Genomic DNA, 25,796 nt, shown 5'->3' on the forward strand with positions numbered 1-25,796 from the left:
CATAGAGCTATTTTATCACTAAAAAAATGAAAATACAATAATTTGTCAGAATATTCTATATAGTCTATAAAATACTTTTGCTTTCCTTTCTCAGTTAGCAGGAATTACAAAATATTTCTGCTCAAAACGGTGAACTTCTACTTTTTCTTGATAAAAATCAGTAAGTATCTTTTCATTTAATAAGTTTTCTTTTTTCCCTGATTGAATCACTTTTCCTTCTCTTAAAAGTAAAAGGTGAGTAAAAATATCAGTGATTTCATCGGGATGATGAGAAATATAAATGAGTGTTGGTGCGGTTTTTAATTGATTAATCTGCTGCAGTTGCTTTAATAATTTTTCTTTAGCAAATAAATCTAAACCGTTCGTTGCTTCGTCCAAAATTAAAAGCTCAGGCTTTAAAATTAAGCTCCTAGCAATAAGAAGAACTTGCTTTTCCCCTTGAGAAAGGCTGGCATAATTTCGGCCAATAAGTGATTTTGCACCCATTTGTCTTAAAAGCTGACGGGCCTCATCAAGTTCCTGATCTGTGTAGGGTTTATAGAGCATGCTCGAATTAAATTTCCCAGTATAAACAAGGTTTTCAGCCTTAATATTTGGTTGAAATCTTTCAGCAATAAATGAGCCAACTACGCTGATTCTTTTTCTCAACTTAGGAATTTCTCCATTTCCAAATTGAGTATTTAAAACAGTGATTTCGCCAGAAGTTTTCCATTCTTCTGCTAAAATCAATTTCAAAAGACTTGATTTTCCAGAGCCGTTGAGGCCCAGAATAACCCAATTTTCGCCGGGATTTACTTTCCAAGTAATATCTTTAAGAATTTCTTTTTTATTTCGAGTAAGATTTATATTCTTTAAATTAATAATTGTCATTTTAGGCTCGCTCTTATTGATTTTTTTGTTCGTAAGCTGAGATTGCTTCTTCATATTGCAAAGTTATTCCAATATCATCTAAGCCATTAATTAATTTATCTTTCCAAATGGGGTCAATCTCAAAATGAAAGTCACCAAGGCTTGTGATGATTAGCTGATGGGGTAAATCAATTGTAATTTCTTCTTGACTTGACAGTTTTGTCAGTTGATTTAGAACTTCTCTTGGTTGTTTAATTGGTAACAAGCCATTTTTTAAAGCATTATTATAAAAAATATCTGAGTAAGAGCCAGCAATAATTGCCCGAAAGCCGTAATCTGATAAGGCCCATGCCGCATGTTCTCTTGAAGAACCCGAACCAAAATTATCTCCTGAAATTAACAGAGAAGCTTTTTTGTATTTTGGAGCATTCAAAATAAAATCAGGATTCTCATCGTAATCTTTAAGATAACGCCATTCATAAAATAAATTTTTCCCAAAGCCCTTTTTATCGATTGCTTTCAAAAATTGTTTAGGAATAATTTGGTCTGTGTCAATATTATCGTTCATGACTGGAACACTTGTCCCTTTGTAAATCGTGAATTTTTCCATCTTTTTTTCTTTCTACAGACTAATCTGTTACGAGCGTTCTAACATCTACAAATTTACCAGCGATTGCGGCGGCAGCGGCCATAGCTGGAGAGCACAGGTGCGTTCTTGCATTATGTCCTTGACGTCCTTCAAAATTTCGATTAGAGGTTGAAGCACAATGAACGTATTCTGGAATTTGGTCAGGATTCATTCCAAGACAGGCTGAGCAACCCGGTTCCCGCCATTCAAAACCAGCTTCTTTAAAAATTTTATCAAGACCTTGTGCTTCAGCCGCTTCTTTCACAGGTCTGCTTCCAGGGACGACAATTCCTGTCAGTCCATCAGCAATATGTCTGTCTCCAATAATTTTTGCTGCTTCTTCTAAATCACCAAGTCTAGCATTCGTACAAGAACCAATGAAAATATAGCCTAAATCAATAGCAGAAGCAGTTTGGCCTGGCTTTAAATCCATGTACTGATAAGCACGTTCATAATTCAAATCATTGTTAATTTCCGGAAACTTTTCGCCAAATTCTAGGCCCATTCCGGGATTTGTTCCCCATGTCACCATTGGTTTCAACTGGCTGACATCAAGACTTAAAATCTTATCGTATTGTGCATCAGAATCACTGACAAGTTTTTCCCATTTACTGACAGCTTCATCAAAGTTTTTAGGTGCATGTTCACGCCCTTTGACATAGTCATAAGTTTTTTCATCAGGATTCATCAGGCCAATTTTTGCCCCAAATTCAATTGACATGTTACAGATTGTCATCCGTTCTTCCATGCTTAAATCACTGATAGCATCCCCACTATATTCAACCGCATAACCTACACCTGCATCCACACCATATTTAGCAATTAATGCGAGGATAAAGTCTTTGCTATAAATTCCTTTTTGTGGATGACCTTGAAATTCAATTTTCATACGCTTGGGTTTAACTTGCCAAATGGTTTGAGTTGCAAGAACATGTTCAACTTCACTTGTACCAATTCCAAAAGCAATTGCACCAAATGCTCCATTTGTTGCGGTATGACTATCGCCACAAACAATTGTTTTTCCCGGTTGAGTTCTGCCAGATTCAGGTGCTACCATGTGAACAATTCCTTGTCCTTTTCCACCATGAGTCTCCGCTGGAACATCAAATTCTTTGACATTTTTAGTAAAAGTATCAATTTGTTTTTTAGAAATCAAATCTTGAATATTAAAAATATCTTGTGTTGGAACATTGTGGTCAAGAGTTCCGTATGTCAAATCTTTTCTCCGAACACGACGTCCTGCTTCACGTAAGCCCTGAAATGCTTGCGGACTCGTAACCTCATGAATAACATGAAGGTCAATATAAAGCAGTTGAGGTTCTCCCTCATTTCCAGCAATCACATGCTGATCCCAAAGTTTATCAAATATTGTTTTACCTGACATTTTTTTATTTCCTTTTTTAAAAATTTATTCTGACAAATTCTGTCAGTAATATTTACTGACAGAATTGTCAGTTACGCTGATAGTTCTTTTATTTACAACTAAAATGCTCATTATTCAATCGCAATTACTGACAGAACTGTCAGCTATGCTGACGGTTCTTTTATCTACAACTAAAATGCTCACTATTCAATCGCAATTACTGACAGAACTGTCAGCTGCGCTGACGGTTCTTTTATCTACAACTAAAATGCTCACTATTCAATCGCAATTACTGACAGAACTGTCAGCTGCGCTGACGGTTCTTTTATCTACAACTAAAATGCTCACTATTCAATCGCAATTACTGACAGAACTGTCAGCTGCGCTGACGGTTCTTTTATCTACAACTAAAATGCTCACTATTCAATCGCATTTTACTGACAATTTTTCAGGATTGCTTCTGTCATTTCTTTAGTTGTTGCAGTCCCACCTAAAGCTTTAGTCAAAATTCAGTCAGTAAAAGTTTGGGTTACGGCTTTCTCAATCATCGTAGCCCCATCTTCTTGCCCAAAAGATTCTCTTAGCATCATGGCAATTGATAGAATCGTCGAAACAGGGTTCGCAATTCCTTTTCCTGCAATGTCTGGTGCCGAACCATGAATTGGCTCATAGAGTGCTAAACCGTTAAATCCATGCGAACTCGAAGGCATCACTCCTAAGCTACCGGCCAAACTACTTGCTTCATCAGAGAGAATATCACCAAATAGATTTTCAGTGACTATCACATCAAATTGTTGCGGATTAGTAATCAGTAACATCGCACAAGAATCGACCAATTGGTGCTCTAATCGTACATCAGGATATTCGTCAGCAATTTCATCAGCCATTTTTCGCCATAATTTAGAAGTTGCAAGGACATTTTGTTTATCAACCGAAGTCAGTAATTTTCTGGGCCGACTTTGAGCACTTTTGAAAGCAAAATGAAGAATTCTTCTTATTTCATCAGCAGAATAATCATTGACATCCCGTGCTTTGTCATCTGCCAATTCATGCTGACCGAAATAGATTCCCCCTGTCAGTTCGCGAATCATTAGGAAATCAACATTTTCAACATTTCGGATAGGAGAAAGTTTTTTTAGAGCCGGATAAATTTTTAATGGACGAACATTAGCATACAGTCCTAATTCTTTTCGTAAAGCAAGTAGCCCTTGTTCTGGTCTAACTTTTGCATTGTTGTATTTAGGATGACCAATTGCAGCGAGCAAGATTGCGTCAGCATTTTTAACTGCTTGCAAAGTTTCTTCTGGTAAAGGATGACCATGCTTATCAATTGCAATTCCTCCAAAATCTTTAGCTTCTAATTCATACTCAAAATCAATTTTTTTACTGACAGCTTTTAAAACACTTAAACCAGCTGACATAATTTCTGGCCCAATTCCATCTCCCGCAAGTGTCACAATTTTTTTAGACAATATTTTTCACCTTAAATTCCATCATGAGCTGAAATTTGTTCAACCTTTCCTTGTAAATTTTCTTTTTGAACTAAAACATTAGCGTTCATGTAAGCAATGGCGCTTCCTTTCAATACATCATAATCAACATCTTTAGCATTAAATATAGTGCCTGTAGATAGATTTTCAACAGAAACCAAAGTCGTTGCTTGTGCATCAATTCCATCAGTTACAGCATCAACTGAATAGGAAATTAATTTTAGTTGATGATTAAAGACTTTATCAATAGCTTTAAAAATTGCATCCACTGAACCTGCCCCCTCTCCTTGACTAACATAAATTTCCTCTTCTTGATTTTTTAGTTGCACCAGTGCTTTGTGGCCATCAATTTGAACATTATCAAGTATAAATCCAGCTAGATTTTTTACCGTTTCTCCTGTAAACAAGGCGTGAATATCTGCGTCAGTAATTTCTTTTTTCTTGTCAGCTAATTTTTTAAATTTTTCAAATAAAATTGCAAGACTTTCATCGTCATAAGCAATATTAAGTTCCGTCAATTTTTCACTAAAAGCATGACGACCAGAAAGTTTACCTAAAGGCAACGAATTATGCTTTATTCCGACAAGTTCTGGTGTAATAATTTCATAAGTTTCAGCATTTTTAAGGACACCATCTTGATGAATTACTGATTCGTGTGCAAAAGCATTAGCACCAACAATTGCTTTATTTTTTGGAATAGCAATTCCTGAAAATTGTGAAATTAGTTCTGCCGTTGCAGCCGTTTCTGAAAGTTTTAAAGGACTTTGTGCCTGATAAAAATCTTTACGAATATGTAGTGCCACAGCAATTTCTTCAAGAGCAGCATTCCCAGCTCGCTCTCCAATACCATTGACAGTTCCTTCAACTCTCCCAGCCCCAGCTTTAATTGCGGCTAATGAATTAGCTACAGCCATTCCTAAATCATCATGACAATGTGGACTAAAAATAATTTCTCTCTCAGACTTAGTATTATCAATCAAAAATTTAAAAATTTTTCCATATTCTTCTGGTGTCGTATAACCGACAGTGTCAGGAATATTAATATAAGTTGCTCCAGCATCGACAGCCGTTTGAACAGCCTCTAAAAGAAAATTCAACTCTGTCCTTGTTGCATCCTCTGGAGAAAACTCAACAACCTCAACCCGTTCACGTGCGTATTTCACACATTTATCAATATTTTTCAAAACTTCTTCGGTACTGATTTTAAGTTTATATTTCATGTGAATAGGTGAAGTGGCAATGAAAACATGAATTTGCGGATATTTAGCCCCCTTTACCGCTTCAACCGCTTTATCGATATCTGAGATAACACAACGAGCTAATGCAGTGACAGCCGTATCATTCAAAGAATCAGCAATTTGCTTTACTGCTTCAAAACTATCTGGACTTGCCGCAGGAAAACCAGCCTCTATGACAGAAATCCCCCATTTTTCCAGTTGTTTAGCAATCGTTACTTTTTCTGAAATGCAGAAACTAACGCCCGGCGTCTGTTCGCCATCTCTCAAACTTGTGTCAAAGAATTCAATTTTTCGCATAATATTACCTCTATTTTTTATTAAGAAACAAAAAAGACGCCCGTGAGGACGTCTCTCGGTCCTCGAAATGACTATCGCCAAACAGGACCCACATATTTTAGCCACAAAAGCTAATGTAGGTCCACCTTGATCAACAACAATGAAAATTGTGTGTATGTCATTTCAAGTTCCTCTTTTTTGTTAATTTACATTATAATACTCTTAATATTTTAAATTGTCAATAAAATAATAATATTTAATAAATTTATTTGCATTAACAAGAATTTAACAACAAATAGATTACAACTTCTCCCTTTAATATTCAATTAAATCCACAATAATTAAGCTTGTTAGAAAATATACAAGCAATTTTGTTGCTTTAGGTAGACATAAAATGATTAAATTATAATGGATTCTAATGTACTAATAAGATTAAGGAGAAATTATGACTCAAGATTATCGAGTTTTATTATATTACCAATATGTCCCAATTGAAGATGGAGAAACTTTTGCCCAAAAACACCTCGCAGACTGTAAAGAATTAGGTTTAAAAGGACGCATTTTAGTTGCTGACGAAGGAATTAATGGAACTGTTTCTGGTACTATCGAGCAAACAAATGCCTACATGGAATTGATGAAAAATGACCCTCGCTTTAGCTCAACAATTTTCAAAATTGATGAAGCCGAGCAAAATGCTTTTAAGAAAATGCATGTTCGTTATCGCCCTGAATTAGTCAATTTAAGTTTAGAAGATGACGTCAATCCCTTGGAACTTACTGGGGCTTATCTTGATCCAAAAGAGTTTCGTGAGGCCATGCTTGATGAAAATACAGTAGTGATTGATGCACGAAATGATTATGAATTTGACTTAGGGCATTTTCGTGGCGCCATTCGTCCAGAAATAAGAAGTTTTAGAGAACTTCCACAGTGGATTCGAGATAACAAAGAACAATTCATGGAAAAACGTGTTTTAACCTACTGTACCGGTGGAATACGTTGTGAAAAATTTTCAGGATGGCTCGTTCGGGAAGGCTTCAAAGACGTTGGTCAACTTCACGGAGGAATTGCCACATACGGAAAAGACCCAGAAGTTCAAGGAGATCTCTGGGATGGACAAATGTATGTTTTTGATAGCCGAATCGCAGTTCCAATCAACCAAAAAGAACATGTCATTGTCGGACGTGATTGGTTTGATGGAAGCCCATGTGAACGTTACATCAATTGCGGAAATCCAGAATGTAACAGACAAATGTTAGCTTCAGAGGAAAACGAAGCAAAATATCTTGGTGCTTGTTCACATGAATGTCGAGTTCATCCCAATAACCGTTACATCAAAGCCCACCAACTATCAAATCAAGAAGTTCAAGAACGTCTTGCGCTACTTGAGAAAGATTTAGCATCATAATATAAAAAGTCTATTATTCTTTAATAGACTTTTTATTTTTATCAATTTTCATCCCACTAAAAGTTGCTAGTTCGTGAAAACCAGCTTTTTTAATTAAAGTTCTTGCTTTATGAATTGAAAGCCAATCACGCTTTGCTATATGACTGTCCGTTCCTAAAGTTATAAATTTTCCACCTAATTTTTTAAAATTAATCAATAAATCACTATAAAATTGTTCAGTTTTCGGATCATCAAACAATCTAGTATTTATTTCTAATGCTTTTTCTTTTGAAGCTAAAGCCCGCAAGATTTCAAATAAAATCTCCCGATTCTCTGCAAACTTTATTGATTTATCCGTGTAAGGCCCATATCTAGCAACATAATCTAAATGACCAAATGAATTATAATTCTCAAAATTTTGAACAACATCTAAACAAGCTAAAAGATATTCTCTTTGTGCTTCTTCTTTTATTTTCTGTAGATAAAATTCTGTTCCGTCATAAACTTCAATATCTCCAATTTCATGAACAGAGGCAATCACAAAGTCAAAAGGAGCCGAATCAATAAACTGATTAATTTCTGATTTAAAACGTAAATCAATTCCCATTTCCAAGCCAATTTTTATTTTAATTTTATCTTTAAATTCTGCTTGTAATCGATTGATTTCTTGAAAATACTCAGGTAGATTTAGTGAAAAATCCATTCCTGGAAAATAAAAATCTCGATGCTCTGTAAAACAAATTTCTTCTAAACCATGTGCTATAGCTTCTGTCACATGCTTTCTAGGAAGCTCCTCGCTATCAGCCGAAAAATGAGAGTGGAAATGATAATCTAATTTTTTCATTTAATCTGCCGTCCTTGTATGAAATTCCTTCTTATTTCCTTCTAGCTGATGCCGTTCTTTTGCTTTTTGCCGTACTTCTTCTAGAGAAATACCTTGCTGATTCATTAATACAAACAAATGATAAAGTAAATCATCAATTTCTCCTAAAAGTTCTCCTTTATCTGAATTTTTACTAGCAATAATCACTTCACTTGCTTCTTCACCAACTTTTTTTAATACTTTATCAATGCCCTCTCCAAGCAAATAATTCGTATAAGATTTTTCGACTGGATGTAACTTTCGGTCGATGATTTGCTTCTCCAACTCACTAAAAATATCAGAGTCATCAAAAGGAATAAGTTCATCATAAAAACAAGAGTAAGTTCCGGTATGGCAAGCATTACCAATTTGTTCAACAAAAACCAATAAAGTATCTTGGTCGCAATCCAAACGCATTCCTTTTATTTTTTGAAAATGACCTGATTCTTCTCCTTTGTGCCAAAGTTTTTGTCGTGAACGTGACCAAAACCAAGTTTCACCAGTTTCAAGCATTTTCTCAAAAGCCACTTCATTTGTATAGGCAAGCATTAATACTTGATTTGTTTGATAATCTTGAACAATAACAGGAATAAGTTCCTGCTTATGAAAATCTGGTCTCATAATGTCTCCTTCTTAATAATTCTTGCTGGAATATTATTTTTTATAAGTTCGTCTTTAACTTCATCAACTGTTGCTTCGCCATAATGAAATAATGAAGCAACAAGGGCAGCATCGCTTCTTGTATTTTGAAAAACTTCAACAATGTCCGAAATCTTCCCACAACCGCCACTTGCTACAACAGGAATATTAACAGCAGTACAAACGTCATTCAGCATTTCCAAATCGTAGCCTGTCTTTGTTCCATCCTTATCCATTGAGGTTAGTAAAATTTCGCCTGCTCCTAATCTTTCACACTTTTTAGCCCAATCAACTAAGTCAAGACCTGCATTTTCACGCCCACCTTTGATATAGACATCATATCCCCTATGGTCTGCTCGTTTTTTAGCATCAATAGCAACAACAACACATTGAACGCCAAGTTCGTTAGCCGCTTGACGAATAAGTTCAGGATTTTCAATTGCAGCTGAGTTGACGGATACTTTATCAGCTCCTCTAGCAAGAATTCTTCTAAAATCGTCAATTGAACGAATTCCTCCACCAACGGTTAATGGAATTGAAAGTTCACGCGCCGCCCGACCAATTAATTCACCAATAATTTCACGTTCTTCAAAAGATGCTGTAATATCAAGAAAAACAATTTCATCTGCACACTGTTCTTCATATATTTTGGCCAATTCCACTGGATCACCTATTTCTCTTAAACCCACAAAATTGATTCCTTTAACAACCTTACCATTTTTAATATCAAGACAAGGGATGATTCTTTTAGTTAGCATTCCTGAACTCCTTTTCAAGATTAATTTTCTTCTCATAGTAAGCTTTCCCAACGATAATTCCATAGAAGTCAGAACGAGTTGCACGTTGAATATCAGAATTATCCTTTACACCTCCAGAAATAATCACGTTTAGGGAACTTTCCTTTGAAATTTCATCATAAAGTTTAAAATTTGGACCTGTCAGTGTTCCGTCTTTGGAGATATCAGTAATAATAGTGGTTTTAACCCCTATTCTCTCTAATTTTTTTAAAAATGACAGGTAAGGAAGACTTGTTTTTTCTAACCAACCACTTGTTGATACAAAACCCTCTCTAATATCTACCCCAACAATGATTTTGCTTGGACCATATTTAATTAATAATTCCTTAAGAAAATCAGGTTTTTCTACCGCTGCGGTTCCTAAAATCACTCGTTCCACACCAATTTGTTCAAGATACATTCTAACTGTATCGAAATCTCTAATTCCACCACCAATCTCGATTTTCAATCTTGTTTCATCTTTTATTTTTCGCACAAGCTCTAAATTACGAGTTTGTCCTATCTTAGCACCATCTAAATCAACCAAATGGAGGTCAGTCGCCCCCATTCTTTCAAATTTTTGAGCAATTTCAAGGGGATTTTTTGAATAGACCGTTTTCTTATCATAATCTCCTTTGTAGAGACGCACGGCTTCACCATTTTGCAAATCAATTGCTGGAATAATCTTCATTTAAATTTCCTCCAAGAATGCTTTTAGTATCTTTCTGCCAATTTCTCCACTCTTTTCAGGGTGAAATTGACAGCCTATCACATTATTTTTTCCAACAATTGCCGGAATTTTTACTTCGCCATAAGTGGTGTAGGCAATGAGTTCATCATCAGGACAAGTCGCCTGATAAGAATGGACAAAATAGACCTCATCATTATCAGACAAATAATGAGTTGTTGGACTGGTTTTAGCCAGGTTTAATTGATTCCATCCCATATGCGGAATTTTCTCATTAGTTTTGATTGGAATTACCGCTCCCTTTAAAAGTCCAAGACCTTGTCTTTCTTCTATCTCGTATCCTTTTTCAAAAAGCACTTGCATTCCTAAACAAATTCCCAATATTGGTATTCCAGCAGCAGCTCGTTCTTGTATAAGTTCAATCAAATTAAACTTTTTTAAATTATTCATTGCTGTAGGAAAAGCCCCAACTCCTGGAAGAATAAGTGCATCTGCTTTACGAATATCCTCTAAATCTCTTGAAATCACTGTTTCTTGTCTCAATCGTAAAAATGCGGCCTGTACACTTTGAAGATTTCCAATATTGTAGTCGATGATAACAATTTTTTTCATAATGCTCCTTTCAATATCAAAATATACTAAAATTTAATTTAACCAAAAACCTCACAGCAGCCAACCAATTTCAAACGATCAACATCGATTCTATCCCGACCATAAGCATCAAAAAATCGGTCACGATATTGATCAGTACCAATATTAAAATTAAGCGTCCATGCACCCCAAAAGAGGTCAATATGTCGGTCGCCAACACCTGCACAATCCAAATCAATAAAACCTTTGAACTTCCAATTGTCTAGGATTATATTGGGTAAACAATAATCTCCATGTAAAAGCGTATCATTCCTTAATAGCAATTTTTTATTTTCTATATAATCATAAGCTTCTTCTGTTGTTCGGATATTATAATTATTGACAAAATCTAGATTTGAATTATTTATACTTGCGTTCTTTTCGACTTTTTTCAGATAACGTTCAGAATGGTCTAATATGGGACAATCCTCAAAATTTTGTTCATGAAGAAATCGTAAATTTTCAGCAAGATTATCACACAGACGTTTCGGATTATTAAGATATTGTTTAGCCAAATAATTTTCTCCTTGAATTTTTTTCTTGAGTAAAAAATCCTGTGACTGGTCTGATAAATAAGAAATATATCCTAAACCTAACTTTTTCTTTTGAAAATAAGCAGTCATTTCAGCTTCTCGCTCTAAAGTTTTTGATGAAGCTATTTTTAAATAATAGCCATCTTTTTTATCAATGAATAACACTTGAGCTTCAGGAGAGGAACTGCTATCATATATTTTTGCATCTTTTAGCGTATTGTGAAGTGCTTCAGGAAATTTCTCAATATTAATTCTTAATTCTTTTAGATTCGTCATAACACTCCCTTACTGCTCGGTATTTCTCCAACTTTCGATTCATCAATACTTACAGCTTGTTTTAGCGCTCTTGCTGTAGATTTAAACATGCCTTCAATAATATGATGCGTATTTTGCCCATAATGTTCGTTCAGATGTAACGTAATCCCAGCATTAAAAGCAAGGGCACGAAAAAATTCTTCAGTCATTTCTGTATCATAGCCACCAAGTTTTTGATTTCCTGATAAATCAGCATGAAATACCAAATAAGGTCGTCCACTAATATCTAAATCACAAGTCACCAAAGCTTCATCCATTGGAATGGTAAAACTTCCATAACGTCGAATACCGAGCTTATTACCTAATGCTTCGCTGATACATTTTCCAAGAGCAATCGCAACATCTTCAATGAGATGGTGCGGGTCCATCCCTACTGTTTCATGATCCCCATGTCCTATGATTTTTAAGTCAAAATCGCTGTGAAAGGTGAGAAGTGTCAGCATGTGGTCGAGAAAACCAATACCTGTACTAATGTCCGCTTGACCTGTGCCGTCAAGATTGATGGAAAGTTCGATTTGTGTTTCTTTGGTATTACGCGTGATGTGTGATATGCGTGTCATAACAGATTCTCCTTAGTTTTTTTAAATATCAAATGATGTAATCGTGCGACTGGATACAGCGTTTGGTCCTTCGCTACTTTTTGCTCTAACTTAAGCATGGGTTGATACCAGTTGTCTGTTTCTTTGATTTCTGCGTTTTGTGAAATACCGTAAAAATGACGAATTCCAAATTTTTCTTGGAGTTTCAGTTTGTAATTTGCCACAAAATCTGTCAGCCAATCATCGTCATAAACTAGGATATCGCCGTGGTTGTGAGAAGCGACAGCTTCATTTTCATAAACATCAAGCGCTGCCTGCGGATTATCACGTCCTGCTGCCATTTCTATCATGCTACCGTACTTACTGTGCTTGACAATAGAAAGCGTGCCGCCATCTGTCAAAAGTGACAAGAGTAATTCCAACACGACTTTTCGGTCGAGGACGTATTCTAAAACATTGTGAATGAGAATCACGTCGTAACGCTCATTTTTAACAGTTTCTGCAAAGTCGTCAAAAGTTCCTGTCAACTGACGAAAAGTTTGGTCAGACATCATCTCGAGCTTTTCTACATCAGGCTCATAGCCCGTGACTTCAAATCCCTTTTCCTCCAAAAATGTTTCCGTCCGTCCAAATCCAGAGCCGAAACTCAGAATTTTTGAATCTTTTGTCAAATTTGGTAGGAGCTGTGGAAAAAGTAAGTCATAGAACATCCGACCCCATGGTTTTTCGAAAACTTCTGCGTAATAATTTTCTTGTTTTGTCATGTTTTTCTCCCTACTATTTTTCTTATTCAATATTTTAAAATCCATGTGGCTCCTCACGCCTTGACCAATAAATTTTGAAAATCTTGTCTCAAGTATTACATTTCATCAAATCTCACAGAAATTGAGTTAGCATGAGCCGTCAATCCTTCTGATTTTGCAAATGTCTCAACATCCTCTTTAAAGTCAGCCAAAACTTCTTTAGGATAATAGCTATAAGTCAAATATTTTATAAAATTATAAACACCCAAACCAGAGTAAAATTTGGCTGTTCCTCCAGTTGGTAAGACATGATTGCTTCCTGACATATAGTCGCCTAACGGTTCTGGCGTATACTCTCCAATAAAAATTGAGCCAGCATTTTTGATTTTTGTAAGTTGGGTTAAAGGTTCACTAGTCAAAACTTCTAAATGTTCTGGAGCCAGCTGATTGGAAACATCAAAGGCTTCATCAATATTTTTTACAACAATGGCTCCACCGTAATTCCTGATGGAACTTTCAATGATTTCACGACGTTCCAAATTTTGAACTTGTCTATTTAATTCCTCATCTACTTGTTGAACAAGTTTTTCAGAAGTCGTCACTAGAATCGCTGACGCAAGTTTATCATGTTCTGCTTGCGCCATTAAATCAGCAGCGATATATTTTGGATTGGCAGTTTTGTCAGCAATAACTAGAACTTCTGACGGACCGGCTATCATATCAATATCTACCACCCCATAACAGATTTTCTTAGCTGTAGCCACAAAAATATTTCCAAGTCCGACAATCTTATCAACTTTGGGAATAGATTCTGTCCCATACGCAACGGCAGCAACGCCTTGTGCTCCACCCACCTTATAGATTGTTTCTATTCCACAAACTTCAGCAGCTGCTAAAATATTTGGATTTACTTTTCCATCAGCTTTAACTGGAGTAATCATAATAATTTCTTTGACGCCTGCTAAAAGCGCTGGAACAGCATTCATAATGACTGTTGAGGGATATGCAGCCGTTCCTCCGGGAACATAGAGAGCAACACGTTCCAGAGGACGCGCAATTTGTCCCATGATAACACCATTTTTCTTAAAAATATTCCATGAATTTTCCAGTTGGTGCTTATGAAATTCTTCGATTTGTGATTTGGTGCGTCTAAGAATTCTAAAATAATCCTCATCAATTTGTTCTAGTCCTGTTTCACGTTCCATGGGCGTGACGAGTAAATTACTAATATTCACATCATAACCATCGAACTTTTTAGCATAGTTAAATAAGGCAGTATCTCCACTTTTTTGAATGTCTTCTACAATCTGTTGAACAGTTTTATTAACTTCTTTTGATACTTCTGTTTTTCGACCTTGAAATTTTTCAGCAATTTCTTCAAGCTTTCCTTGATAATCAATTTGTTTGAGCATCTTCTAACCTCTCCACCATTTCTATAATTTTATCGGTTCTGTTGCAAAGTTTAAAAATCAAATACAAGGTTTATAATCCTTCTTGTTCTTAAGCTAATATTCCCATTAAGACCTTAATCTCAGTAGATACCGAAAATCCGAAGAGCGTTCCATTTCTTCGGTTCTTTTTGTATATTCCTCGAATTGTTTCCATGCCCTTAATCGTGGTTGAGGCAGTTCGTAGACTTCGATAAAATTTATTGCGTCGTTTGATTGGTCGATGGTCTTGCTCAATGAGGTTATTGAGATACTTCACGGTTCGATGCTCTGTCTTAGTATATAAACCGTTACTCTGTAACTTTCTAAATGCAGAACCAATAGAGGGCGCTTTATCCGTGACAATTACTCTTGGTTGACCAAACTGTTTATGTAGTCGTTTCAAGAACGCATAAGCAGCTTGAGTATCCCGTTTCTTGCGTAGCCAGATGTCTAAAGTCAATCCATCCGCATCAATTGCACGATAGAGATAATGCCAACGACCTTTGATTTTGATATAAGTTTCATCCATTTTCCACGAATAGAAGGACTGTCTATTTTTCTTTTTCCAGAGATGATAGAGGACTTTACTGTATTCTTGTACCCAACGATAAATAGTTGTGTGACAAACGTTAATCCCACGATCATAAAGGAGTTCTTGAATTTCACGATAGCTTAGATTGTAACGTAGATAATAACCAACAGCGACAATAATCACATCTTTTTGAAATTGTTTACCTTTAAAATAGTTCATTGATATATCCTCGCTGTCATTTTTATTCATTTTACACTAAAATAGACTTATCAGAAAACTTTGCAACAGAACCACAATCATCCGTGTTGAAATGTCACTGATTTTTTCAATGACCTCTAAACCATTTGCAGATAAAGTATTTCCTGTTTCGACAATGTCAACAATTGCATCGGCTAAACCAACAACTGGTCCAAGCTCAACAGAGCCTTCCAACTTGATAATTTCAATATCTTCTTGCTTTTGAGCAAAATATTTTTTTGTCACTCTTGGATATTTTGAAGCAATTCGTTTACGTCTTTGAAAATTTTTATTTGAAAAGTCAGGATAAGAAGCAAGGGCAAAAATACACTGTCCAATTTTTAAATCCAATAATTCATAGTAGTCATCAAAATCATTTTCATCAAGCGTATCTTTACCAACAAAGCCAATATCAACAATTCCATGTTCTAAAAAAGTAATGACATCATTAGCTTTTCCAAAAATGATTTGTAAATCATCTTTCGTTTTAATTTGTAATTCACGTCCTAGATTTAGAATTGGTTCAACATCATAGTTTGCATTTTCCAATAAATTGGTGACTTGTTTTTGGATTCGTCCTTTAGTTATGGCGATTTTAATCATTGTCTTCCTCCAATTCTTGTCTTTCCAGAGCCTTTAGAATGGTGTCCATATGACAACAAAAACCAATGGCAACCGCCTCTTCTTGAAAATTACTTAATAGTTGGTCATATCTTCCTCCTGATAAAATAGGTTGATTAGCTGCTGAACTGTAAGCTTTAAACATTAAATCAGTATAATAATCCATTTTAGGAACCATTCCCAAATCAATGATAATCGGTTTAATCATTGAAAGTTTCTCTGAAAATTCTTTGAGCTGATCAAAGGAAGAAATGAGCACATCATCTTTTGTATTTGTCACTAAATTTTCCAACCTTGATAACTCATTAGTAATAAATATTTCTTTCAAAAGTTCTCTTAATTCCTTAGAAAAACTATTTTTTTCGATAAAAGCATTAAGACCACTCAAATCTTTCTTGAGTAAAAGTTCTGTAAGTAACTCTGTTGAACCGTCAGCTAAATGACATAAACGTTGAAAAAATTTTGCTGAGCCTATTTCAAAGACCGTTTTATTCAAACCTAACTGTTCAATCACTTGAAGGGCTAAACTAAGAATTTCTAATTCTGACTTATCGGCTGATTCACCAAAAAGTTCAATACCAATCTGATAATTTTCCGTTGAACGACCTTTATGCCGTTTTTCTTTTCTAAATATTTTTCCAAAATATGAATAACGAGCACTAGTAGAATCCTTGATTTGCGAATAAAGTCTAACTAAAGGAAGTGTAAAATCATAACGGAGTGTAATTGATTGTCCCTCATGATTGATAAACTGAAACATTTTTTCTTGATTAAAAGTTTTTCCATTACTTTCAAGTGCTGTATAGAGTTGTGTATATTCAAAGCTTGGAGGCATGACTTCCTGATAATTCTTCAAGCCAAATAATTTCCTTAAACGACCTTCTATCTGCCGTAGACTTTTAACTTGATTCAAGGTCATTTCTGCCGATTCTTCAGGAAGCAGATAATTTATTTTTTCCATTCGTCAATTTCCTCATTCTTTTTTAAATAGCCTTTTAAAAATTCAATCACTTTGTTCATTTCTTTATTAGTTCCAATAGTTATCCGTAACCAATCATCAATCCGTGGTTGATTCCAATGCCTGACAATAATTTTTGCCTCATAAAGCGCCTTAAAAAGTTCTTCTGCTTTTACTTTTGGATGATGAACAAAAACAAAGTTAGCCTTTGAATCAGTCACTTCAAATCCTAAATTAACCAGATTATCTTTAAAAACTTCTCTTGTCTTAATGATTTTCTGAATGTTTTTTTGAAAATAATGTTCATCCATTAAACTTGCTTCTCCAATAATTTGTGCCAAACTATCAATTGGATAGGAATTAAATGAATTTTTCACATCATACAAATGAGAAATTGCTTCAGCAGAGCCATAAGCTACACCCAAACGAATTCCTGCCAAACTCCGTGATTTAGAAAAAGTTTGAACCACTACTAAATTATCGTATTTTTTAAGCAAAGGAAGACATGTTTCACCACCAAAATCAATATAAGCTTCATCAATCAAGACAATTGATTTTTGATTTTTTTTCAGAATTTCTTCTATATCTTTAAGATTTAGCGCCAAAGCCGTTGGAGCATTAGGATTTGCAATCACAATTCCGCCATTTTCAATACAATAATCTTTTATTGAAACTTTAAAATCATCATCCACAGGGACTTTTTGAAAGGGAATTCGATAGAGTTCGCAATAAATAGGGTAAAAAGAATAAGTAATGTCAGGCATTAATAAAGGGCTTTGACTATTAAAAAAGGTCAGAAAACTAAGTGACAAAACTTCGTCAGAGCCATTTCCAATAAAAACCTGTTCAACTTCTAAATGATGATAGTCGGCCAATTTTTTTCTTAAACTTTTCGCGTCAGTACTTGGGTAAAGACGCAAATTTTTTGTCTTATAACGTTCATTAAATAATTGAGCTACACTAGTGGGCGGATATGGATTTTCGTTAGTGTTTAATTTGATCATGTCAGTAAGTTCAGGTTGTTCACCTGCAATATAGGGACTTACTGACCGAAGGTTATTTTGCCAACTCATAGATTTCTCCTTTCGAGAATAGAAAGATAATATAAAAAAACGCCTAAAAGCACTTGGCTTAAAGGACGGTTTAATCGTGGTTCCACCTTAATTTATCACTTTTTCACAAAAGTGACCTCGGTAAGTTATAACAACTTAGCATTAACGCAGCTAACGCTCACATAATAATGTGAGTAAGATAGCGATGAGTGTGGTTCATCCCATTATCAGACCTTTTCTCAGCAACAAGGCTCTCTCAACTGATACCTAAGACTACTCTTTCATCTCTTGTTTGTTAATTCTTAATTATCTGAATTATAATACTTATATTTTTAAAAGTCAACATTTATTTTAACAAAATATCTATCTTGTTATTTAGCATAATAAAAATACCAGTAAATACTGGTATTTTACTCGAAAATATTTAAATTTCAATAGTTTAATTTATCTTATTAGTCCTTTATTTATTCGACATAATAGTAGACTGGCTTTATTCAGGAGCAATTTGTTCAAAATCAACTGTTCCTTTTCGTTTATTAGCAGCAATAACACGAATTTTTATTTCTTGTCCTATTTGATAGACTGTTTCTGATTTTTTTCCTGTAAAAATACTTGCTTCTTCATCAAATTCAAGTTCTTCTGTAGTCCCAGTATGTAAATTAGGTACACGAATTAAACCTTCAACTGTATTATCTAATGCAACAAAGATTCCAAATTTTTGCAGGCCTGTAATTGTACCAGTGTAAACTTCTCCAATCCGCTCTGACATATATTCTGCTTTTTTCATTGCATCAATAATTCGTTCAGTGACGACCGCACGGTGTTCCATATCAGAAGAATGGCTAGCAATTTCAGGTAAACGTTCTTTCCATTCGTCTTTAGTACGGTTAGAATGGTCAGAAGGATATAAATGTAATAAACGATGGATAATTAAATCAGGATAACGCCTAATTGGGCTTGTGAAATGCGTATAGTTAGTCGCTGCGAGCCCAAAATGTTTTGTATTTTTTTCAGAGTAAACCGCTGTTGACATCGTATGTCGAAGTTGATAAGTCAATGCCTTTTCAGAACTTGTTCCTTTAATCTCATCAGCAAAGAAATTAATGGCTTGATGAGAATCTGAATTTAAGGAAAAGCCAGCATTAGCAGCAGCTTCCATCAATTTAGCAAAAGCTTTCTCTTTAGGGTTATCGTGAACTCGATATAAGGAAGGTAGTTTTTTCTTTTGAAAATCAAGGGCAACAGTTTCATTTGCCATCAGCATAAAGGATTCAATCATTCGTTCTGCAGTATCACGATCACGTTTTACAATTTCGATTGGATGACCTTTTTCATCTAAAATAATTTTTGCTTCACTCTCGTCAAATTCAATCATTCCTCTGTCTTTTCGCATTGTTTCAAGAATTTCATGAAGTTCAACGGCTACTTTAATCGAATCGGTAATTTTATAGAAGTTTTCAAGGGCTTCTCTATGACCTTCTTGTCCTTGATGAATCATTTTATTGACATTATTATAAGTCATTCGATAAGTTGTTTTTATGACTGAAGGTGATATTTTATAACTGACAATCTTACCTTTGTCATCAATTTCCATTAGACAAGACATTGTTAGTCGCTCTTGAGCTTCATTGAGTGAACACAAATTATTGGATAACTTAACAGGCAACATCGGAACAACTCGGTCAGTTACATAGACTGATGTTGCGCGTGAGTAGGCTTCTTCATCTAAAGAAGAACCCTCAGTCACATAATGACTGACGTCAGCGATATGGACTCCTAATTCAAAATGTCCATTTGATAATTTTTTAACGTGGATGGCATCATCCAAATCCTTAGAATCATCTCCATCAATGGTATAGGTAATTTCATTCCGATAATCTTCACGATCTTGCAAATCTGAATCAGTTAATTTTTCGGAAAATGCCTCAGCCTCAGCTAAAGTTTCAGAAGAGAACTCTTGTGGAATTTTCATAGCACAAAGCACTTCTAAAATATCTAGTCCTACTTCGCCTTTATGTCCAATAATACCTGTAATTTTTCCTTCAAATGTCTTGGTATCGGTTGGATATTGGGTTATTTTAAGACTTACTACATCTTCTTCTTGAACCCCTGATAAAGGTTGTTTGATATATAAAGTATCAGAAATTCGATCATTATAGAGTTCTATTCTTCCTTTGTATCCTAATGCTTTGACTTGACGATTTGACAAAGAACGGTAAGTCCCGACCGTATCAACTACGGCTCGTTCATTTATTTTAGTAATTTGTCCACTTGCACCGCGTTTTTCAGTTTTAGGATAGGTAACTTTAACGGTAACTTTATCTCCATCCATCGCAAATTTAGTATCATTTTTACCGATATAGATATCATTTGTTTTATCTGTTGCGTCTTCTGGATGAACAAATCCGAAACCTTTAGGATGTTTAGAAAATACTCCCTTACTTTCTGTTTGATTAAGTGCTGATGCTAATTCTGATAGCTGAACCATATATATTTATTTCTTCCTCCAATTGTATCTTTCTATCATAACATAATCAGTAAGCAATATTCGACTATTAATAATAAAAAGGCCTTTTATAGCCTTTTATTTATTCTTTTTTATGTCGAAATACTATAATAGTTGACCCTAAAGTTATAAGAGTGAGTCCACTAATGAAAAACAATATACTCCTTTTTTTGTTTTCACCAGTTTCAAGTAGTTTTTGGGATTTTTCAGAACTGGAGTTTTTAACTTTTGGATTAGTTTTATTTATTATTTTTGTTCCAGAATTTACTAATTCATCTTTTGGTTTTATAATATGATTTTTAGTATAAACATAAGTTATGGTCTGAATTTTATCCGTATATTTACCTTTTGAATTACCTCGAATTCCTTGAAAAGTATAACCAGAAATATTTTTTTCTTCAGTTATATAATCTTCCCCAACAGTTCCAGTTCTAACAACATCATTTAAAATTGATTTTCCATCTGTATCTATATATTTTACAACAACTTTTCCTGTAGCAATAGGTAACTCATTTTTTTTGTATATATAAGTAACTGTTTGTGCCTTTTCTGAAAACTGACCTGATGAATTTCCTTGAACTTCTTTTAGAGTATAATCTTTAATATTTTTTTTATCAGTATAATAGTTTTCACCAATATTTCCTTGTAAAATGATATCTTCTGAAATAGGATTATTCTCTATATCTACATATCTTACTGTCACATCAGCTGCAACCACTGGATTTTTAGAATAAACATAAGTGACTGTTTGAAGCGCTTCTTTAAAATTTCCTATACTATTTTGTGGTAGTTTAGATGTGTCTAATGTGTAACCATCTAAGACCAATTTGTACTGATCTGTACTGGCGTCATAAACATCTCCTTTTGAACCACTAATAGTTTGTGGATCATGAATTTCATTTCCTTCCTCATCAACATACTTCACCATTACTCCTTTAGAATAATCTGGGTATACGAATTGGAGTTGATTTCGATCAGTAAAAAAGGGATAAGGACTATAATTTTGTAACCAGTACTCTCCGCTAAAAGGAATAAACTGTTTATTTAAATTGGAATTGCTCAATATGTAATCAGTATCAGGAGAAAGTTGAAAAGAAACCTCTATATCATTCTCTTGGTTATTTGCATCATCTGGATATACAATTGGTTTAAGAAGCTCGACCATGTAGCCTTTTAGCTGTTCTAGACTTGGTTTACTATCAGAATAGTTAATCCCATCCGTTGTATAAGTAATTTTTATGTCTCCTTTAGTTGCTTCTGGATAAGATAAAAATTTGAACCAGGATTTTCCTGATGAATCCTGATTCAAGAAAGACATTTTCCATTTATCTATTCTGCCATTATATACTGTTAGTATCTGTTTATTATAAACAACTTTATTTTTCGCTAAGTCAACGGTTGTAGGCCTAACGAAGTGATTATAAAAGTCAGAACCTATGATATAGTAATCAGAACCATCGGCAGAGACCTGTAGACTCGTACTCGAAACTGAACCTTGAGCATAAACCTTTCCAGCTCCAATTACTAACATCATTGATGCAAGCAATAATGACATTAAAAAAGTACTTATAAGTCTTTTTACCATCTTATTTTTTATTATCATAATAAATAAACTCCATACAATCTCTAAATTCTTTTTAATTGTGAGATTGTTCCTCCTTTAATTCTTGCAACATCCAGGTTTGCGAAAACTTACATATTTCAATTTTTTGATTTTTATCAAGACTTTTAAAAAGAAACTCTGCAAAATCTCTTTCTTCATGATTTTTTGAACAAATTTTATCCATCCCTAGTAAATATCTTGGTGTTACATCAAAATACTCTGCTAACTCTAATAACCGAATGGCTGATGGCATGGTTTGTGTTTTATAATTACTTAAGGCATTTCGAGAATATCCTAATTCTTTTTCGATTTGATTAAATGATTTTCCTAAATCAGTCGCTAGCTTTCTAACTCTCTTATAAAATATACTTTCTTCCATCGCTTTTCCTTTCAAAATATCAAAATCTAATTTTCAGAAAAATTAAGATTTTTCGGAAAGTACTGTGACTGTTCTGTTATACTTATATATGAACAATTCGCTTAAAACAGCATTTACAAAAATACTGAAAAAAAAAAGGTATTTAAAATAAAACAATTAAGTAAATAAAAGTCATGGTATGGGAATCGTAACGAATCATAAGTGGCATATTATGTATTTTTCAGCACAAAAAGACTCCGAAAAATCTTAATTTTTCGGAGTCTTATTATAATATGTTACGGAACATCATGATATTTAAACAACTAACTGTTTAAATACCTTATTCATCAGACTTTTTTTAATTATAAAAATGTTACATTAATTACATGTACTCTATATTATACATTTTTTTATTTTTTTGCCAACATGTTTTATATATATGTTAATTGAACCAAACGATTTTATTCCATTTCATGTCCTAATCCATTAATTTTTTCGATAGAAATTTCAAAAATTGTTAATACTTCACTGGTATTTTTTAGCTTCTTTGAAAGGGTTTCTTAGAATAATTCTCACCAAAATATTTCTCATAAACCAAGACCATTGATTTTCTGTTATCTAATTGTTTATTCTAAATCATTTTTGGCTTAATTTATCGCTAATTTAAAACTTCTTACTTTTTATGTTACCATCAGTAAATGCTTATTTTTAGAAGTATACAATTGGAAAGATAGTCTTAAAATCTTTCCATACTATTTTTATAAAAAGAGAATATCTAAAAAAACTATAAATCATAGTGATTTATAGTTTTTCTTTTTTTACCTTTATTAATCACTTTTTTCACTTAATTGATTGTAAATTTCAAGATTAACTTTTAATACATTGACTGTTTGTTCACCTAGAAATCCTAAAGTTTTATTTTGAGTATTTTTATCAATAATTTTTTTCAAATTATCTACGCTTATACCTGTATACTTCGAAATTTGAGGAATTTGAATCAGGGCACTTTGTTGGCTAATGCTAGGATCAAGGCCTGATCCTGATGATGTCAATAAATCTGTAGGGATATCTTTTTTAATTATGCTCGGATTATTATTTAGAAAGTTTTGTAAATCACTATCTACTCGTTCTTTTAGTAAGGGATTACTAGGTGATAAATTTTGAGAACCTGAAGCCACTCCCAAATATTTACCCTCAGATTTTTCTTTTGCAGTATAAGTATTATAATTAACAGCTGAGGGACGTCCCTTCATGAATCCTTCATCAGAAAATTGTTGCCCAATTAATTCAGATCCTGTCACTTTCCCCTTATTAACGATAAGACTACCATTAGCCTGATAGGGAAAGATACTTTGTCCCAGACCTGTTATGAGCAATGGATAGAAAAGACCACAAATCACTGTAAAAACCACTGTAACTAGAAAAGGTGTTTTTAATTCTTTAAATATTTTTCTCATCACTTCTCCTTTTAGCATTAAAGACCAATCATGTGCAGTAACGGAGCAATGATTAAGTCAATAATTTTTATTCCAATGAATGGAGCAATAACTCCTCCTAAACCATAAACTAACATATTATGTGTCAGCATTTTATCCGAATGCTGTGGTTTATATTTTACGCCCTTCATCGCTAGAGGGATTAAAAGCGGAATGATTATTGCATTAAAAATTAATGCTGATAATATTGCACTGGAAGGCGTTGCAAGATTCATGATATTTAAAACATGAATTTGTGGAATAGCAAGCATAAACATTGCGGGAATAATCGCAAAATATTTGGCGATATCATTGGCAATAGAAAATGTTGTTAGTGCTCCTCTTGCAATTAAAAGTTGTTTACCAATCTCTACAATATCAAGAATTTTAGTCGGATCACTGTCTAAATCTACCATATTTGCTGCTTCTTTGGCCGCACTTGTCCCTGAATTCATTGCAATACCAACGTCAGCTTGTGCTAGTGCTGGTGCATCATTAGTTCCATCCCCTGTCATTGCAACAACTTTTCCATCGTTTTGTTCAACTTTTATTGCTTTGATTTTATCCTCTGGTTTACATTCAGCGATATAACTATCAACCCCAGCTTCTTGAGCAATCGTTGCGGCCGTCAAAGGATTATCACCAGTACACATAATTGTTTTAATTCCCATTTCACGTAAACGAGCAAACCGTTCTACCAATCCTGGCTTTATTGTATCTTTTAAATAGATAACTCCCAGAATCTTTGAATCTTCTGATACTACCAATGGGGTGCCACCTACCGAAGATATTTCATCGGTAATTCTCTTCAAATCGTTAGGAACTCCCCCTCCTTGTTGTTGAATATAATCAATCACAGCATCTGTTGCTCCTTTACGAATTGTTTTTCCTGTCGGAAAATCAACTCCACTCATTCTTGTTTGAGCTGTGAACTCTACAAAAGTCATTTCAGCTGGGGTCATAAAGTCCTTATCTTCTTGTTCTTCTGCTAATCTAATAATAGACTTGCCTTCTGGTGTTTCATCTTTCAATGAAGTTAAAACAGCATTTTCTGTCAATTCTTCTAAAGAAACACCGTTTACTGGAAGAAATTTTGCGGCCATTCTATTACCAAATGTAATTGTTCCCGTTTTATCTAAAATCATAGTATCCACATCACCACTGGCTTCAACTGCTTTACCAGACATTGCAATCACATTAAAACGTGTCACTCTATCCATTCCAGCGATCCCAATTGCCGATAGTAAGCCACCAATTGTTGTTGGAATTAAGCAGACCGTCAAGGCAATGAGTGTCGTTACACTTAACTTCACATGAACAAAAGAAGCAATGGGGTAGAGTGTCACAATAACTATTAAGAAAATAATAGTTAAACTCACAAGTAGAGTATTTAATGCTATTTCATTCGGCGTTTTTTTCCGCGAGGCTCCTTCAACAAGAGAAATCATTTTATCAAGAAATGATTCTCCTGAACTAGAAGTGATTTTTATCTTGAGCCAGTCGCTTGAAACAGTTGTTCCTCCTGTTACTGAGGCAAAGTCACCACCAGATTCTTTTACAACAGGAGCAGATTCTCCTGTTATTGCCGATTCATCGACGGAAACAATTCCTTCAATCACTTCTCCATCACTTGGTATCAATTCACCTGCTTTAACTAGAACTATATCATCTTTTTTTAACTCAATTGCATCAATAATAGTTTCCTTAATCTGATTAGTAGCTTTATCTTTATTAATAATTCTTGCTTTCATATTTTTTTGCGTTTTTTTCAAGCTCTCTGCCTGAGCTTTTCCTCTGCCTTCAGCGACAGATTCTGCAAAATTAGCAAAAAGAATTGTTAAGAATAAGATTAAAGTCACAATTATATTATAAATTTGACTTGACGATTGAACTGTCCCAAATAAGTTAGGAAAAATAGATAGAATTAATGTAATAGTAAATCCAACCTCAACGACAAACATGACTGGATTTTTCATCATATATGCCGGATTAAGTTTGATAAAAGCTCCTTTGATAGAACTTTTTAGAATCTCTTGATTCAATAGTTTTTTATTTTTAGAAATCATCATAA

24 protein-coding genes and 1 pseudogene are annotated in these 25,796 nt (G+C 34.2%); 2 read left to right on the forward strand and 23 right to left on the reverse strand.

The features are described from left to right. Positions 1-90: 90 nt before the first annotated feature. From MHB61_RS02850 to leuC, 3 genes are read right to left on the reverse strand one after another with little or no spacing between them, the layout of a single operon-like run. A complete protein-coding gene (locus tag MHB61_RS02850) occupies positions 91-870 on the reverse strand; it encodes an ABC transporter ATP-binding protein (protein ID WP_003131130.1) in 780 nt (259 codons plus the stop codon). A gap of 13 nt (positions 871-883) precedes the next feature. Continuing rightward, the gene (gene leuD / locus MHB61_RS02855) at positions 884-1,459 is read right to left on the reverse strand and encodes a 3-isopropylmalate dehydratase small subunit (protein ID WP_003131129.1); all 576 of its coding nucleotides are present in this window, start codon (positions 1,457-1,459) and stop codon (positions 884-886) included. A gap of 19 nt (positions 1,460-1,478) precedes the next feature. Next, positions 1,479-2,861 carry a 3-isopropylmalate dehydratase large subunit gene (gene leuC / locus MHB61_RS02860; RefSeq protein WP_003131128.1) on the reverse strand — a complete coding sequence of 461 codons (1,383 nt, stop codon included), beginning with the start codon at positions 2,859-2,861 and terminating at the stop codon, positions 1,479-1,481. A 103-nt stretch (positions 2,862-2,964) separates the two neighbouring features. Here leuC and MHB61_RS02865 point away from each other — a divergent pair, with 103 nt between their 5' ends. After that, on the forward strand, positions 2,965-3,315 hold the full coding sequence (locus MHB61_RS02865) for a hypothetical protein (protein WP_230963378.1): 351 nt from the start codon (positions 2,965-2,967) through the stop codon (positions 3,313-3,315). On the opposite strand, the pseudogene leuB reads toward MHB61_RS02865, so the two are convergent. Both leuB and MHB61_RS02875 read right to left on the reverse strand, forming a co-directional pair. Beyond that, a pseudogene (leuB, locus tag MHB61_RS02870) lies at positions 3,275-4,312 on the reverse strand (3-isopropylmalate dehydrogenase). The gene MHB61_RS02865 and the pseudogene leuB overlap by 41 nt on opposite strands. An 11-nt stretch (positions 4,313-4,323) precedes the next feature. Then, positions 4,324-5,865: a 2-isopropylmalate synthase gene (locus MHB61_RS02875; RefSeq protein WP_003131124.1), complete on the reverse strand. Its 1,542-nt coding sequence runs from the start codon at positions 5,863-5,865 to the stop codon at positions 4,324-4,326. Between the two features lie 424 nt (positions 5,866-6,289). Here MHB61_RS02875 and trhO point away from each other — a divergent pair, with 424 nt between their 5' ends. Then, positions 6,290-7,249, forward strand: coding sequence for an oxygen-dependent tRNA uridine(34) hydroxylase TrhO (gene trhO, locus MHB61_RS02880; protein WP_003131122.1), 960 nt, complete (start codon positions 6,290-6,292; stop codon positions 7,247-7,249). A gap of 13 nt (positions 7,250-7,262) precedes the next feature. Here the strand turns inward: trhO and MHB61_RS02885 are convergent, their stop codons facing one another. The 18 genes from MHB61_RS02885 to kdpB all read right to left on the reverse strand — a co-directional run bounded on the left by MHB61_RS02885 (position 7,263) and on the right by kdpB (position 25,791). Further along, positions 7,263-8,072 (reverse strand): histidinol-phosphatase, encoded by an 810-nt coding sequence (locus MHB61_RS02885; RefSeq protein ID WP_003131121.1) that lies wholly within the window; start codon positions 8,070-8,072, stop codon positions 7,263-7,265. Further along, complete coding sequence (gene hisIE, locus MHB61_RS02890; RefSeq protein WP_003131119.1) at positions 8,073-8,711, reverse strand: bifunctional phosphoribosyl-AMP cyclohydrolase/phosphoribosyl-ATP diphosphatase HisIE; 639 nt, start codon at positions 8,709-8,711, stop codon at positions 8,073-8,075. Further along, positions 8,708-9,487 carry an imidazole glycerol phosphate synthase subunit HisF gene (hisF, locus tag MHB61_RS02895; RefSeq protein ID WP_014570598.1) on the reverse strand — a complete coding sequence of 260 codons (780 nt, stop codon included), beginning with the start codon at positions 9,485-9,487 and terminating at the stop codon, positions 8,708-8,710. The genes hisIE and hisF overlap by 4 nt, the downstream gene beginning before the upstream one ends. Then, positions 9,477-10,196, reverse strand: coding sequence for a 1-(5-phosphoribosyl)-5-[(5-phosphoribosylamino)methylideneamino]imidazole-4-carboxamide isomerase (hisA, locus tag MHB61_RS02900; protein WP_003131117.1), 720 nt, complete (start codon positions 10,194-10,196; stop codon positions 9,477-9,479). The genes hisF and hisA overlap by 11 nt, the downstream gene beginning before the upstream one ends. Next, complete coding sequence (gene hisH, locus MHB61_RS02905) at positions 10,197-10,805, reverse strand: imidazole glycerol phosphate synthase subunit HisH (RefSeq protein ID WP_003131116.1); 609 nt, start codon at positions 10,803-10,805, stop codon at positions 10,197-10,199. It lies immediately after the preceding gene. A gap of 38 nt (positions 10,806-10,843) precedes the next feature. Next, the gene (locus MHB61_RS02910; RefSeq protein WP_003131115.1) at positions 10,844-11,632 is read right to left on the reverse strand and encodes an aminoglycoside 3'-phosphotransferase; all 789 of its coding nucleotides are present in this window, start codon (positions 11,630-11,632) and stop codon (positions 10,844-10,846) included. Beyond that, positions 11,629-12,231, reverse strand: coding sequence for an imidazoleglycerol-phosphate dehydratase HisB (hisB, locus tag MHB61_RS02915; RefSeq protein ID WP_003131113.1), 603 nt, complete (start codon positions 12,229-12,231; stop codon positions 11,629-11,631). Before hisB ends, MHB61_RS02910 begins: the two co-directional genes overlap by 4 nt. Continuing rightward, complete coding sequence (locus MHB61_RS02920) at positions 12,228-12,974, reverse strand: class I SAM-dependent methyltransferase (RefSeq protein ID WP_228763255.1); 747 nt, start codon at positions 12,972-12,974, stop codon at positions 12,228-12,230. The genes hisB and MHB61_RS02920 overlap by 4 nt, the downstream gene beginning before the upstream one ends. Positions 12,975-13,069: 95 nt before the next feature. Then, a complete protein-coding gene (gene hisD / locus MHB61_RS02925; RefSeq protein ID WP_137015825.1) occupies positions 13,070-14,365 on the reverse strand; it encodes a histidinol dehydrogenase in 1,296 nt (431 codons plus the stop codon). An 88-nt stretch (positions 14,366-14,453) separates the two neighbouring features. Next, complete coding sequence (locus MHB61_RS02930; RefSeq protein WP_010890648.1) at positions 14,454-15,134, reverse strand: IS6-like element ISS1S family transposase; 681 nt, start codon at positions 15,132-15,134, stop codon at positions 14,454-14,456. Between the two features lie 36 nt (positions 15,135-15,170). Then, positions 15,171-15,755, reverse strand: a complete 585-nt coding sequence (gene hisG / locus MHB61_RS02935) for an ATP phosphoribosyltransferase (RefSeq protein WP_262651895.1) — start codon at positions 15,753-15,755, stop codon at positions 15,171-15,173. Beyond that, positions 15,748-16,734 (reverse strand): ATP phosphoribosyltransferase regulatory subunit, encoded by a 987-nt coding sequence (locus MHB61_RS02940; protein ID WP_003131106.1) that lies wholly within the window; start codon positions 16,732-16,734, stop codon positions 15,748-15,750. The genes hisG and MHB61_RS02940 overlap by 8 nt, the downstream gene beginning before the upstream one ends. Continuing rightward, positions 16,722-17,804 (reverse strand): histidinol-phosphate transaminase, encoded by a 1,083-nt coding sequence (gene hisC / locus MHB61_RS02945; protein ID WP_003131105.1) that lies wholly within the window; start codon positions 17,802-17,804, stop codon positions 16,722-16,724. Before hisC ends, MHB61_RS02940 begins: the two co-directional genes overlap by 13 nt. Before the next feature lie 469 nt (positions 17,805-18,273). Further along, entirely contained in the window at positions 18,274-20,271 is a 1,998-nt protein-coding gene (gene rnr, locus MHB61_RS02950) for a ribonuclease R (RefSeq protein ID WP_003131104.1), read from the reverse strand. A 100-nt stretch (positions 20,272-20,371) separates the two neighbouring features. Further along, positions 20,372-21,892, reverse strand: coding sequence for a MucBP domain-containing protein (locus MHB61_RS02955; RefSeq protein WP_137016046.1), 1,521 nt, complete (start codon positions 21,890-21,892; stop codon positions 20,372-20,374). A 34-nt stretch (positions 21,893-21,926) separates the two neighbouring features. Next, positions 21,927-22,271, reverse strand: a complete 345-nt coding sequence (locus MHB61_RS02960; protein ID WP_012897802.1) for a helix-turn-helix domain-containing protein — start codon at positions 22,269-22,271, stop codon at positions 21,927-21,929. 806 nt (positions 22,272-23,077) lie between these two features. Beyond that, positions 23,078-23,707 (reverse strand): potassium-transporting ATPase subunit KdpC, encoded by a 630-nt coding sequence (kdpC, locus tag MHB61_RS02965; RefSeq protein WP_014570596.1) that lies wholly within the window; start codon positions 23,705-23,707, stop codon positions 23,078-23,080. A 17-nt stretch (positions 23,708-23,724) separates the two neighbouring features. Beyond that, entirely contained in the window at positions 23,725-25,791 is a 2,067-nt protein-coding gene (gene kdpB, locus MHB61_RS02970) for a potassium-transporting ATPase subunit KdpB (RefSeq protein ID WP_137016050.1), read from the reverse strand. Positions 25,792-25,796: the final 5 nt, after the last annotated feature.

The organism is Lactococcus sp. FSL K6-0773 (assembly GCF_038006485.1).
Classification (GTDB): Bacteria; Bacillota; Bacilli; order Lactobacillales; family Streptococcaceae; genus Lactococcus; species Lactococcus lactis.